Genomic DNA, 13,413 nt, shown 5'->3' with positions numbered 1-13,413 from the left:
TAGTCGATAATGTCACTGAGGTGGCGGCACGGATGCCTACACAACGGTGGCGTTCAGTCGACCGCTTGCCGCCCTACCAACAGTCGAGTATTATCCATATAAACGATAATATGGGTCCGGTTCCCGGCCCTGCTCGTAGTCCGCCATCGAGTGCCCGTTGCACCCCCGACGCTGTGATCCATACCCGAGGAGGAACAAACAAAATGACCCAGGGAACCACCGAGGACGCTCGACCGAAGGCTGGGCTGAGTCGGTTGCACCATGCAGCGACTTCGGTCCTCGACCAAGAGGTGAATCGGCATTTCATTGAGGACCTGATTGGGCTGCCGCTGGTTGCGACGTGGTGTGAGGAATCGGCGACCACGCCGGGCATGACGTTCTGTCACACCTTCTATCAACTCGATGACTGCAGCGCGTTGGCCTTCTTCCAGATGGGGAGGCCTCACGATCGCGAGTACCTCGTCGGCAAGACGAACAGGTACAACCACGTCGCGCTCAACTCTACCGAGGAATCGATGCAGGCGATTCACGAGCGACTTCTGGCCGAGGACTATCCGCACATGATCCAGGATCACGGTTACGTGAAGTCGCTGTACGTGACCTCGCCGGACGGGCTCGAAGTCGAGATTGCGGTCGACCCGCCGTTCGTCGAGGAGATCCGCGCGAAGCGGTTGTCCGACGCTCGTACGGAGCTGTCCCGCTGGCTTGCCGGCGATCACGCCACGAACAACGACTGGCGTCCACAGTCGCACTCCGTAGCGCACTATCCGAAACGCCCGGCGGAGCCCAATGCCTGAACTGACACTTACCTTCGACAACGGTCCCACCCCTGGGGTCACCGACCACGTTCTCGATGTCCTAGAGGAACGGAACCTCAAGGCCACGTTCTTCGTTATCGGGCGCAAGCTGCAGACCGCAGAGGGCCGGTCGTTGGTCGAACGCGCTCGCGTGCAAGGGCATTGGATCGGCAACCACACGATGACCCACGGCGAACCGCTGGGCACGCTCAACGATCCTGAGCGTGAACTCGCCGAGATCACTGGAGCCCAGGAATTGCTGGGTCCGCTCGGCGAACCTCACCGTCTGTTCCGCCCGACGGGACATGGTTCGATCGGACCGCATCTGCTGACACCGATCACCGCGGACTATCTGACCGCGAACGCATTCACCGTCGCGCTGTGGACCATCTTCGTCAGGGACACCAAGTTCCCGACGGGATGGGTCGACAGGGCATTGGAGCTGCTACCAGAACGTGACCACCACGTTCTGGTCGTTCACGACTTGCCCACCGGAGCCATGGATGACCTGCCCCGGTTTCTCGACACGGCCGCAGCACGAGGCGTGACGTTCGTTCAGGACTTCCCGGACGACTGCACTCCCGTCAAGGAGGGAACCCCCTCCCCGTCGTTCCGCAAAGACTATGTAACGGACCCGTCCACCTCCACTGTGACAGGAGCAAAGTGATGGCTCGAACTAGCGGTGCAGAGACCCGGAACCACATGATATATCTGCAGATCCGAAAGAACCTCCTGCGAGGACACTTTCCACCTGGCCACCGATTCAGGCTGACGCAGCTGTGCGAAGAGTACGGAGCAAGTGTCAGCGTCGTGCGCGAAGCGCTGACCCATCTGTCCAGCCAGGGCCTGGTGGCCCTGGAACCGAACAAGGGCTTCTCGGTCCCGTCCCTGACCGACGCCGAGATCAACGACGTGGCATTCATCCGCTCGGAGATTGAATCCTTGGCGGTGCGCAGGTCAATCGAACTCGGCGACCTCAGCTGGGAAGCGCGCGTGCTCGCCGCACATCACGAACTTGCGGAGACGCCGAACGCGTCACTCGAGGACGATCCGGAGGCCAACGAACTCTGGACAGACGCGCATCGCACCTTCCACGCGGTCTGCGCGGAGGCATGCGAATCACCGCGGCTGCTGGCGTTCCGCGCCCAGCTCTACGACCAGTCCGAGATCATTCGACAGATGGCGAAGCTACGGCAGGGAAAGACTCGCAATGTCGCAGCCGAGCACGCCGCGATCGCCAAGGCGGTCATTTCCCGCAACGCAGACGAGGCCGCACGCCTTCTTCACCACCACATCGACGCCACCAGACAAGCGTGCCTGCACTCGCTCGCCAAGAGCCAATGATTAACCACAGCAGGATGAAAGCAGCGCAATGGATCTACAACTGAACGGCCGATGGGCCATCGTGGCCGCGTCCTCGGAAGGACTCGGCTTCGCGTGCGCAAAGGCGCTCCACGCCGAAGGCGTCCATGTCGTGATCAATGGTCGTCGCCTCGACGCGCTCGAGAAGGCAGCCGCCGCGCTTCGCGAGAATGGGGGCAGTGGAACGGTGGTGGCGGTCCAAGGTGATATCACGCTGGAATCGACGAGAACCGAGTTGCTTCGCGCGTGCTCGGAGCCCGACATTCTTGTAACGAACAACGGTGGTCCGCCACCCGGCTCCTTTCAAAAGTCCGGTCGAACCGAGTGGATGCACGCGCTCGACGGGAATCTCCTGGCCCACACAGCGATGATCAATGCCGTAATCGACGGAATGTGTGAGCGGCAATTCGGGCGCATCGTGAACATCACTTCGGCCATGGTCACGACGCCGCGACCCACGATGGCCACATCGTCTGCCGCGCGAGCTGCGCTCACTGCCGCGGTCAAGGGCCTTTCCCTCGACGTCGTCAAGCACAACGTGACAATCAACAATCTACTGCCGGAACGCTTCGACACCGAGCGACAGCGCTACATGGCGAAAGTCGCGACAACGCGAGATGGCATCACCTACGAGGAGGCCCGAGCCCGGCAAGTGCGTTCGATTGCAGCCGGCCGCTTGGGCGACCCCGACGAGTTTGGTGCGGCGTGCGCATTCCTGTGTGGCACCCAAGCCGGATACATTTCCGGGCAGAACCTTCACCTCGACGGCGGTAGCTACCCCGCCTTGGTTTGAGTGCAGCTCAGTCAAAGAAATTCTGTCGCCTTGGATATCGAGGGCAGCAGCGGTACCGACCACTCACCACGTCTGTTGCAGCCAGTCTGCGAGCGTGACAGCGAAGGACATCAGTTTATGAAACTTGCGAATATCCGCGGCCGGGCTTGCGCCGTTGACGGTGAACGGCTCGTGGACCTCAACCGAGTCAGCGGCGGTGAGCTCCCCGACGATCCGATGGCGTATGTCCAGCCGTCACTGATCGAACGCGCGCGGCTGGTGCTCGCCAAAGATCCGAACGTCGAGACCTTCACCGCCGAGTTGAGCGACTACGGTCCCCCAGTGCCCCGGCCTGGCAAAATTCTTGCAGTGGCGTTGAACTTCTACGACCACGCGGTCGAGTCCAAGCGCGAGGTTCCAAACGAACCCGCTGTTTTTCCTAAGCTCACCAGCTCTATCTGCGGGCCGTTCGACCCCATCGAGGTGCCCGACACCTGCACTATGATCGACTACGAGGCAGAAGTCGTAGTAGTAGTCGGCAAGCAGATGCGTGGCGTCGCGGCCGCCGACGTCTGGGACCACTTGGTCGGTGTCACGGCCGGACAGGACATCTCCGATCGCTTCGAGCAGCGGCGACCTCCGCTCGGACAGTTCTCGCTCGCGAAGTCGTACGACACCTTCTCTCCAATCGGGCCTGTGATGGCGACACTGGACGAAGTCTCCGATCTGAACAACATCGCTCTCTCAGGGCGCCTGTCCGGGCAACAGGTCCAGCATGGGACTACCGAACAACTCATCTACTCGATACCCGAGCTCGTCGAGTGGACGTGCCGCTACGTCACCCTCGAGCCCGGCGACCTGATCTTCACCGGTACCCCGGAAGGCGTCGGGACCCGCCGCGAACCGCCCCTGTACTTGGTCGACGGGATGGTGCTGGAAACGTATGTGGCCGAAGTAGGCACGATGAGGAACCCGGTGCGTGGTGTCGTCGGCCAGCGGCAGGACTCGTCTGCCGAGCACTTCGTGGCTGGAACTGGGGCCGAACGTTGACGCCGACGAAACCTGCCGGGGGCCCGACGTCCTTCGTGCTCGTGCATGGCGCCTACCACGGAGGGTGGTGCTGGAGCAGGGTGCGGGACCTTCTCCAGGACCGCGGCCACCGTGTCTATACGCCCTCCCAGACCGGGTGCGGCGACCGCGCTCATCTCCTCGACGAACGGATCACAATCGACACCTTCGTCGAGGACATCACCGCGCTGATCCTCGCGGAGGAGCTACACCATGTCGTCCTGGTCGGACACAGTTTCGGTACCCGAACGGTCGTAGGAGTTGCCGATCGGATCCCGAACCAGCTCTCGCACTTGGTGTTTCTGGACGGCGGCTTCCCGACACCCGGCCAGAGCCGTCTCGAAGTCATGACACCCGCCCAGAGGGAGGCTCGGATCAAATCGGCTCAGGAATCGAGCGGAGGGATCAGTATCCCACCGCCGGCTCCGGAGGCCTTCGGGCTGAGCGCTCCCGATGACATCGCCTGGGTGCAGCGGCGACTGACCCCCCAGCCCTTCGGTGCCGACACCTCTCCTCAGAAGTTGTCGCACGAAATCGGGAACGGTCTGCCGTGTACCTACGTACGTTGCATCGAGCCCGAGTTCGACGGCGTGGGAACGGCAGCCCACTATGCACAACAGCGTCAGGACTGGAGCTATCTGACGATCACCGGCGGCCACGATGCCATGGTGTCGAACCCACGAGCAGTCGCGAATCTACTCGAATCGCTCGCCTAAATCGACCACGCGCTGGTCTTCGACAACCACCGACAGGACCGTCACGTACAGAGGCGCAAAAGACAGCCATGCAGTAGGCGCGCACGACATGGAGGCAACCGTCAGGAGCCTCCCCTGTGTTCACTAACAAACCCTGGAGCCATTGACATGCCATTCATCGACGTGACCGTCGCAGAGGGGTGCGCACCCGCACAGCTACGGGCACTTATCCGCGAGCTGACCGACGCCGCCTCCCGCGCACTCGGCTCTCCGCAGACCAACGTGCGGGTCGTTATCCGAGAGGTTCCGCTCACACACTGGGCTGCCGGCGATGTGACGATTGCGGAGCGGCGGTCTGTCAGCTGAGTATCGGGAAGTGCGGGCAGTCGTAACCTCGTTCGCCCGTCGGGCGAAACAGTTGTCGCAGACGAGGAGACCCAGCCTTTCGGTAGTCCACGCGACCGAGGTCGATCAGATGGTCGCCCGTACGAAATAGACTCGATTGGAAGCCGGATGCAATTCCGGCTCTATCCGCCACCCGAAGTGCCCTACGCGACCGCGATGCCGGGCGCAGACCCGGCAGGACGACGGCCGCCCCGCCGCCCTGCTCCAGCCCCGGTTAGGTCTCTATGCACCGAGCACCCAGGTGGCGGGACGCGGGACCGTCGGATGGCGCAGAAGCGTTTCGTGGCGCTGGCATGCGGTCGACGCTACGTGTGGAGTGCGCGTGCCGCTCAGTGTGGACGGCGCGGCAACCGCATCCAACGCCGCCATCGCCGCCATCGCCGCCGACGGTTCTCCTTCGGATAGTCAGACGTCACGCGGACCCCCTCTTCCCGCACCAGCAGCGATCTACACGACACCGGCTCTCGAAGTTCATCAACCCCAACACGATGGGTAACCGCGCCATGGACGACAACAAGACACCCCAGAGACCACACCGGGAAGAACGGCCACGCACATATACGTCCGAACACCTCTCCCCCACCGATCTCGCCGGCGTCGTCGAAGCACTCACCGGTCAGCGCGTGCTTCCTAGCCAAGAGGCCAAACACAGCCAATAACGCCTGGGGCGTTTCGATCTGCACCGGTAACCTATAGTCCCGCAGGACCGGCAGTTCGACGTCGATCACGGCGTGCGCGAGCGCTTCGACAATGTGACTCGCCGCGTGCCGGCCGGCCAATCATCACATTGCGTCGTGTAATTGACGACAGTCCTGCACTGCGGTGGCCACAGAAGGCGCGCCCCACTGGTAGCCGCCGTCGCCGCCACGCGGTAGGGCGAACTCTACCCATGTCGCTCCGTTGCGCCGGGTGAAGAAGGCTTCTGCGAACCACAGCCCGGGGGATCCAACATCACCCATGAAGCGGAACGACCCCGAGGCGCAACCGGTGACGCGAACCATGTAGCCACCGAACGAGATCCGGCACTTCCTCGAACGTTCAAACCCCGGCGATCGTCAGCCTCCCCGACGACCGACACCCAGCAACGAAATCACCCGCTCAGCACCGCCATAACACTCAATGTCGGCTGGGCGGTCGGGCCGCCGGTTCGGGATCCGATCTCTAGCGGGCCGCACGGTCACGCCACACAGCCGACACAGCGCGGAAACATGGGCGTGATCTCGGGTTCGTACAGTCGGCCGAGTCGGTTCCGCAGACCATGCGAACCAAATCCGAAGGGTACCTCATGACGGGAAATGGCGTTCGCCTCCGAGCGATCAAGGATGTCGAAGCGTACGTGCCGCCGGCCGTGACGTTCCTGGACTCGGAAACGCCGGGCGGAAACTTCGGAGCCAACGTCTTCAGCAAGATGGTCATGCAAAAGCGTTTGCCGAAATCGGTGTTCAAGTCGGTGATGGCGACGATCGACCAGGGAATGCCCCTCGACCCCATGGTGGCCGACGCTGTTGCGGCGGCCATGAAGGACTGGGCACTCGAGAAGGGAGCGACGCATTACGCCCATGTGTTCTATCCCTTGACGGGCCTGACGGCCGAGAAGCACGACAGCTTCTTCGACCCAGTCGGTGATGGTTCGGCGCTTGCCGAGTTTGCTGGAAAGACTCTCATCCAGGGTGAACCGGATGCCTCAAGCTTTCCAAATGGTGGTCTGCGTAACACGTTCGAGGCCCGCGGATACACCGGGTGGGATGTGACAAGTCCGGCGTACGTGCTCGAAAACCCTAACGGCAACACCCTGTGTATCCCCACAGTTTTCGTGTCCATGACCGGTGAAGCGTTGGACCATAAGACACCGTTACTGCGCTCTCAGCAGGCGATGGGCAAGCATGCCGAACGGATCCTGGCACTGTTCGGGCACGAAGACGCCGAGCACGTCGTCTCGTTCTGCGGCCCGGAGCAGGAGTACTTCCTGGTAGACCGGCACTTTTTCCTGGCCCGGCCCGATTTGCTCAACGCGGGCCGCACCCTCTTCGGTTCGAAGCCGCCCAAGGGTCAAGAATTTGACGACCACTACTTCGGGGCGATTCCGGAGCGGGTGCTCGGCTTTATGATGGACACCGAACGTGAACTTTTCAAACTGGGCATTCCTGCCAAGACCCGCCACAACGAAGTCGCACCAGGCCAGTTCGAAATCGCCCCAATGTTCGAACGTGGCAACATCGCCGCGGATCATCAGCAACTGTTGATGACCACGTTCAAGACGACGGCCAAGAAGCACGGAATGGAGTGCTTGTTCCACGAAAAGCCGTTCGAGGGGGTCAACGGCTCAGGCAAGCACGTCAACTTCTCGCTTGGTAATTCTGAACTTGGCAGCCTCCTCGTACCCGGCGACAACCCGCACGACAACGCCCAGTTCCTCGTCTTCTGCGCCGCGGTCATTCGCGCAGTGCACAAATACGGCGGACTGCTCCGAGCGTCGGTCGCGTCGGCAACCAATGACCACCGCCTCGGCGCCAACGAGGCCCCGCCGGCCATCATCTCCGTCTTCCTCGGCGATCAGCTTGCCGATGTCTTCGACCAAATCGCCAAGGGTGCGGCCACGTCCTCGAAAGGAAAGGGCACCATGCTGATCGGCGCCGACACACTGCCGGCACTCCCGACCGATCCTGGGGACCGCAACCGCACCAGCCCCTTCGCCTTCACCGGCAATAGGTTCGAATTCCGAGCGCCCGGTTCGATGCAGACCGTCAATGGACCGATCGTCACGATCAACACGATCATGGCCGAAGCCTTGGACTTCATCGCAACCGAACTCGAGACAGCAGTCGCAGACGGAGCTGAATTCGATACTGCTGTCCAGAATCTGCTGACCGAGATCATCACAGATCACGGCTCGGTGGTGTTCAACGGTGACGGATACTCCGACAACTGGCAACTCGAAGCCGAATCGCGCGGCCTACCCAACCTTCGCACCACCCTGGACGCACTACCGGAGCTCATCAGCGAGTCGGCACTGGAGCTGTTCGACAAGTACCAGGTGTTCAATAACCGAGAGATGCACAGCCGGTACGAGATCGGTCTTGAGCAATACACCCTGACCATCGGAGTGGAAGCCCGTCTCACCCTCGAGATGGGCACCACCATCGTCTTGCCCGCCGCCGTGCGTCATCAGACCGAGGTAGCGCAGAACCTGGCAGCGCTAAAGGCAGTGGGCGCGGAAGTAGACCTCACCCTGCTGAACGCGGTCTCCGGTCCACTCAGCGATCTACGCACAGCGCTGACCACCCTCAGCGACGCATTGGCCGAACAACCACGCGAGTTGACCCTCGAAGAAGCACAGTACGCGCAGAAGGTTCTCCTGCCCGCGATGACCGCGGTCCGGACCGCCGCCGACACGCTCGAGGACGTCGTTGCCGATGATCTTTGGCCTCTGCCCACCTACCAGGAAATGCTCTACATTCTGTAACCGACTACGCGCGCCAATCGCAATCGGATCGGATTCTGCTGTTCGTCCCCCGGAGATCGCAGAACAAATCGCCACGGAACTTGCGAAGTCGCTGGTATCCGGAGAGATCCACGTGATACGAGTCATCACAGACAAGTTGTGCGAGGTCCGGGCGTGCCACGGCGATTTCTGTCGCCAAACCCACGAAATCCCTGATCGACGGCGTCAATCTACGCTCTGCAGGGCAAAGGTGCACTGCCCTGCTGTTTCACCGGAGACACTGCGTAAATATTCGTTTACAGCAGTCATCCCACAGACTGGCAGCGACCCACGGACTCCTCGCCGGCGGAGGTCGGCCGATCCTCCAGCGCCCGCCCACCAGCACGAGCTGCAGCCATCACCACCGATTCGCCGGTAGGGCGCGAATGTGCCCGCAGCGCGGGGAATCAGGTGTGATTAGAGGCCTGGCTTTCGTGTGATTACCGGCCCGTAATTTCGGGGAACTACCAAGGCCTGCATCGTTGCTCGCCATAGGTGAACACCCCGGCAAGGGTGTGCACCCCTTAGACCGTGTTGTGTTCACCTATTGGGTCCGCGATCGGATTCGGACCCCTATTTCTGCGCATTCGACGCTGTGACGCCCGTTTCGAGCGGATCTTCGGTCACTCCGCGAGACGTTCGACGCGGTGGGAGCAGCAAATCTGCGAACCCGTGCTCGATAATGGGTCATTTTCGGCGGGTAGGCGAGGTCGGCCACCGGGATCCGGAGATTCCGTTGCCGGGGCAGGGTAGCTATCTGCCGGGACGGGTGGCAGACGACGATTCTGTGTGGCCCTTGTTGGCTCGATTGATGCGAGGCCGCCGTCGCGGTGTGCGCTCGGGTTTGCGTCGTGCAGGATCAGCAGGTTCAACGCAGCGTACGACTCGACCTGCTCGACCGTGTACGGCGCGGACAGGCCCTGCCGCGACCCACCTGCGCCGGATGCCGGCCACGGTCGCGGGCCGAGCCCGAGAGAAACACAGCTGAGATGACAGTCAGAGCGATACTGCTCCCCTCGATCGTGGTGTCCGTGATCGCGCTGGCGGTGGCGTCATTGTTCGTCGGCGGCTACGACATCACCTGGCGCGTGCTGATCGAGGACTGCTCAGCGTACGTAGATCGCGGTGCGCTGTCCGTCGATGGTGTGGACACGAACAGGTGTGTCGAAGACGTCGCTGAGGATGTGCTCCTGCATCATCTCGTCCGCGGTCCCACTGACTACTTGCTCCGTCGACGTTCCCACCATCACCTCCCTTGATGTGACCGTGGCGTCCCGAAGGCCTACCATCGCTGTGGCCTCACTTTTTCGAAGCACCCTTGGAATACTTCATGTTTCGTCACACTCGGCAAAGAGAAGCGGTGGGTGGGTACCTTTGTCGGCGGCTCGTATCGTTGCCGTCTTCCCAGCTATCGGCTGAGGTGTCGTCCCATTCGCGGCTCCCCGACATGGGTACGCCGAATATCTACGGGGCTGTATCGCGTGTCAGCAACAAGCTGTATTGGCCGAGAGAGCATCATGCCGGGGGCCTTGTTCCCGGTTCGGACACAGCTAGAAGTCGACCCCGTGGCCTTCGAGCCACCGCGCGGGTGTGAACCATGGGGTATCGAGGTGATACTCCTCGTCGAGGGCGACCCAGATCGCACGCGCATCCGCCCCGTGGTAGCTCTCGTACATCCGAACATTAAGCCCTGAACGCTTTTTCACTGCATCGAACAGGATGCCGTGACGGAACATCACCGTCTCGGGAGAGCGAACTACGATGTTGCCGCCGTGGTCGGCCACAAGTCCGTCCGCAACCTCCAGGCACAACACCATGCGGGGATCTGTCGAGAGCACAACAAGGAGCAAATCCAGATCGTGGACGTTCGTCACCCCATGCCACGGCCGCCGACCCTCGCTGCCGCCTACCGCCACACAGTCGAGCGCTCGACGCCAGGGCCGGCCTTCGCCGATGTGCAACCGGCCACCGGACCTCAGAGGCGGAAGAGGACAGTTCCCCGCCGCCCCGGACGCGGAGACGTGCGTCGGGCCGGGTTCGGTTGTCTTACTCCCGGCGCTCCCGCAGAGATTCATGCTCGTTGGACCCAGCCGTCGACGGACTCGGGGGTGCGGGGTGCGGGTCCGGTGTAGATGGCGGCGGGGCGGACGAGCTTGCCGAGACGCTTCTGTTCGAGGATGTGGGCGCACCAGCCGGCGGTGCGGCCGCAGGTGAACATCGCGGGCATCATGTGCGCGGGGACCTCGGCGAAGTCGAGGATGACCGCGGCCCAGAATTCGACGTTGGTTTCGATGGCCCGGTCGGGGCGGCGTTCGCGCAGTTCGGCGAGGGCGGCCTGCTCGAGGGCGGCGGCCGCCTCGTAGCGGGGGGCGTTCAGCCGTTTCGCGGTGGCGCGCAGCACCCGGGCGCGGGGGTCTTCGGCGCGGTAGACGCGGTGCCCGAAGCCCATCAGCTTTTCCTTGCGGTCGAGGATACCCTTGACCAGGGCGCGGGCGTCGCCGGACTTCTCGGTGTCCTCGATCATCGGCAGGACGCGGGCGGGGGCGCCGCCGTGCAGGGGGCCGGACATCGCGCCGATCGCCCCGGACAGGGACGCGGCGACGTCGGCGCCGGTGGAGGCGATGACGCGGGCGGTGAAGGTGGAGGCGTTCATGCCGTGTTCGGCGGCGGAGACCCAGTAGGCGTCGATGGCGGCGACGTGGGCGGGGTCGGGGTCGCCCTTCCAGCGGACCATGAACCGTTCGGTGACGGTTGTGGCCTCGTCGATCCGTCTCTGCGGGACGGCGGGCTGGTAGATACCGCGGGCGGACTGGGCGACGTAGGACAGGGCCATCACGGAGGCGCGGGCGAGTTGTTCGCGGGCGGTGTCGTCGTCGATGTCGAGGAGGGGCTGGTATCCCCAGATGGGGGCGAGCATGGCGAGGCCGGCCTGGACGTCGACGCGGACGTCGCCGGTGTGCACGGGCAGCGGGAACGGTTCGGCCGGGGGCAGTCCGGGGCCGAACCGACCGTCGACGAGCAGGGCCCACACGTTGCCGAAGGTGACGTGCCCCTCGACGAGTTCTTCGATGTCGACGCCGCGGTAGCGCAGGGCGCCGCCGTCCTTGTCGGGTTCGGCGATGTCGCTGGTGAACGCGACCACACCTTCCAAACCGGTCACGAAATCATCCGGCGTCTCGGGTCCGGGCGTGGGGATAAGGCCGGACACAGCTGTCTGAACGGACATTGTTCTCCTTGGCTTCCGGTGTGGCTGATGCCACGCGTGAGTAATTGAGGGTGTCGAGAGCGGCTGGCGGCGAACTGTGTCAATTCCGTGAGGGCCTCGAAGCGTTGCGGCCTATAGGTCGCAACGCTTCGAGGCTGGTTCGTGCGGTTCACCCGGATCGGCGTCGGGCAGCCGATGGGGGTGCAACACTCGAACCGGTCGGTCAACGCTCGTCAGCGTCTCCTTCGTAGGGAGCGATGCTGCGTCGAGCGTCGTGCCGACGCTTCGCAGATTGCACGGGTTCATCCGCGCATCTGGGAAACTCAGGGCTGGATGCTTTCAGCCGGAAGGCGACTCGGGAACCTATCTCGTGTTCCGCGGAAAACATGCCGAGTTCTGTAATCGGGAGTGCCCGTGAGGATTCGACCGATAGGCGTTCGGCATGATATGCATGGTTGATTCCGGCTCCTGTCGTGATGATTAGCCGACGGTGACCGGCATTTGCTCGTCGCCACGGTCTTTGGTGAACACCGATTCAGGGTTGCGGCGGTTGCGGACGATGCTGGAGATGAAGGCGGCACCGATGAGGGCGACGCCCACGAGTCCGGTGACGTTCTCGTTGACGTGGTAGCCGATCGACACCAGCAGGATCACGGCCAGTGCGCCGATGGCCCAGTGGGCGCCGTGCTCGAGGTACACGTAGTCCGACAGGGTGCCCTTGCGGACCAGGAACACCGTGATGGAACGGACGAACATCGCGCCGACGAAACCGAGGCCGAGGGCGATGATGATCGGGTCGGACGTGATCGCGAACGCGCCGATCACACCGTCGAAGGAGAACGACGCGTCGAGGACCTCGAGGTAGAGGAACAGGAAGAACCCGGCCTTACCGGTGGCCTTGGCCAGCTCGGTCGGTCCGCCCTTGGACCCTTCGACCAGTTCGCCGTTCTCGTCTTCCTCGGGCGTGTTGAACAGCTCACCGAGACCGTTGACGGCGATGTAGGTCACCATGCCGAGGACGCCGGCGATCATCACCGTGGAGACCGTGTCCGCGGGGGCGATGTACGCGGCGGTGATCAGCAGCAGGGCGCCGGCGATGATGACGGCCAGCTGGTCGAGCTTGCCCGCGCGGGCGAGGGGCTTCTCCAGCCAGGACAGCCAGGTGATCTCCCGCTCTTCCAGGATGAAGCCGAGGAACAGCATCAGCAGGAACATGCCGCCGAACGCCGCGATCTGCGGGTGCGCGTCGGTGAGCAGGGTTTCGTAGCTGGCGCTCCCGTCGGGGAAGTACGCGGCGCCGTCGGCAGGCGGGTTGAGGGCCAGGTCGAGGGCGGCGACGGGGCCGAGACCGGACGCGAGCCACACGATGACGAGGGGGAAGACCAGGCGCATGCCGAACACCGCGATGACGATGCCGACGGTGAGGAAGATCTTCTGCCAGAACTCGCTCATCCGGCGCAGCACGGTGGCGTTGATGACGGCGTTGTCGAACGACAGCGAGATCTCGAGGATCGACAGGATCACCACGAGGAGGACGGCCTGGGGGCCTCCGTAGATCGCCGCGATGATGAGGGAGATCACCGTCACGGCGAAGGAGAGACCGAATATGCGCAGAACCACGAAGCGTG

13 protein-coding genes are annotated in these 13,413 nt (G+C 63.1%); 8 read left to right on the top strand and 5 right to left on the bottom strand.

The window, feature by feature from the left end:
• Positions 1 to 173: 173 nt before the first annotated feature.
• The 7 genes from CJ177_RS09130 (at position 174) to CJ177_RS09100 (ending at position 5,060) form a co-directional block, all read left to right on the top strand.
• Positions 174 to 797 (top strand): VOC family protein, encoded by a 624-nt coding sequence (locus tag CJ177_RS09130; RefSeq protein ID WP_143548657.1) that lies wholly within the window; start codon positions 174 to 176, stop codon positions 795 to 797.
• On the top strand, positions 790 to 1,464 hold the full coding sequence (locus CJ177_RS09125) for a polysaccharide deacetylase family protein (RefSeq protein ID WP_095867603.1): 675 nt from the start codon (positions 790 to 792) through the stop codon (positions 1,462 to 1,464). The genes CJ177_RS09130 and CJ177_RS09125 overlap by 8 nt, the downstream gene beginning before the upstream one ends.
• Positions 1,464 to 2,141 carry a GntR family transcriptional regulator gene (locus CJ177_RS09120; protein ID WP_095867602.1) on the top strand — a complete coding sequence of 226 codons (678 nt, stop codon included), beginning with the start codon at positions 1,464 to 1,466 and terminating at the stop codon, positions 2,139 to 2,141. Before CJ177_RS09125 ends, CJ177_RS09120 begins: the two co-directional genes overlap by 1 nt.
• Positions 2,142 to 2,202: 61 nt before the next feature.
• Positions 2,203 to 2,952 (top strand): SDR family oxidoreductase, encoded by a 750-nt coding sequence (locus CJ177_RS09115; RefSeq protein ID WP_257014447.1) that lies wholly within the window; start codon positions 2,203 to 2,205, stop codon positions 2,950 to 2,952.
• A 30-nt stretch (positions 2,953 to 2,982) separates the two neighbouring features.
• The gene (locus CJ177_RS09110; protein ID WP_218835089.1) at positions 2,983 to 3,981 is read left to right on the top strand and encodes a fumarylacetoacetate hydrolase family protein; all 999 of its coding nucleotides are present in this window, start codon (positions 2,983 to 2,985) and stop codon (positions 3,979 to 3,981) included.
• A 35-nt stretch (positions 3,982 to 4,016) separates the two neighbouring features.
• A complete protein-coding gene (locus tag CJ177_RS09105; RefSeq protein ID WP_218835088.1) occupies positions 4,017 to 4,715 on the top strand; it encodes an alpha/beta fold hydrolase in 699 nt (232 codons plus the stop codon).
• 147 nt (positions 4,716 to 4,862) lie between these two features.
• Positions 4,863 to 5,060: a 4-oxalocrotonate tautomerase family protein gene (locus CJ177_RS09100; RefSeq protein WP_095867598.1), complete on the top strand. Its 198-nt coding sequence runs from the start codon at positions 4,863 to 4,865 to the stop codon at positions 5,058 to 5,060.
• 368 nt (positions 5,061 to 5,428) lie between these two features.
• Here CJ177_RS09100 and CJ177_RS47950 read toward each other — a convergent pair whose 3' ends face one another.
• Entirely contained in the window at positions 5,429 to 5,827 is a 399-nt protein-coding gene (locus CJ177_RS47950; protein ID WP_218835087.1) for a hypothetical protein, read from the bottom strand.
• A gap of 557 nt (positions 5,828 to 6,384) precedes the next feature.
• Here CJ177_RS47950 and CJ177_RS09095 point away from each other — a divergent pair.
• Complete coding sequence (locus CJ177_RS09095; protein WP_095867693.1) at positions 6,385 to 8,562, top strand: glutamine synthetase III; 2,178 nt, start codon at positions 6,385 to 6,387, stop codon at positions 8,560 to 8,562.
• A gap of 1,124 nt (positions 8,563 to 9,686) precedes the next feature.
• Here the strand turns inward: CJ177_RS09095 and CJ177_RS47945 are convergent.
• The 4 genes from CJ177_RS47945 to CJ177_RS09075 form a co-directional block, all read right to left on the bottom strand.
• The gene (locus tag CJ177_RS47945; protein ID WP_218835086.1) at positions 9,687 to 9,824 is read right to left on the bottom strand and encodes a hypothetical protein; all 138 of its coding nucleotides are present in this window, start codon (positions 9,822 to 9,824) and stop codon (positions 9,687 to 9,689) included.
• Between the two features lie 306 nt (positions 9,825 to 10,130).
• A complete protein-coding gene (locus CJ177_RS09085; RefSeq protein ID WP_257014446.1) occupies positions 10,131 to 10,454 on the bottom strand; it encodes a hypothetical protein in 324 nt (107 codons plus the stop codon).
• Positions 10,455 to 10,651: 197 nt separating this feature from the next.
• The gene (locus CJ177_RS09080) at positions 10,652 to 11,806 is read right to left on the bottom strand and encodes a citrate synthase 2 (protein ID WP_095867596.1); all 1,155 of its coding nucleotides are present in this window, start codon (positions 11,804 to 11,806) and stop codon (positions 10,652 to 10,654) included.
• Between the two features lie 459 nt (positions 11,807 to 12,265).
• Positions 12,266 to 13,405, bottom strand: coding sequence for a DUF475 domain-containing protein (locus CJ177_RS09075; protein WP_095867595.1), 1,140 nt, complete (start codon positions 13,403 to 13,405; stop codon positions 12,266 to 12,268).
• Positions 13,406 to 13,413: the final 8 nt, after the last annotated feature.

It is taken from the genome of Rhodococcus sp. ACPA1 (assembly GCF_002300195.1).
Classification (GTDB): domain Bacteria; phylum Actinomycetota; class Actinomycetes; order Mycobacteriales; family Mycobacteriaceae; genus Rhodococcus_F; species Rhodococcus_F opacus.
Note: the sequence above shows the minus strand (reverse complement) of the source record. Positions and strands in the feature narration are given on the sequence as shown.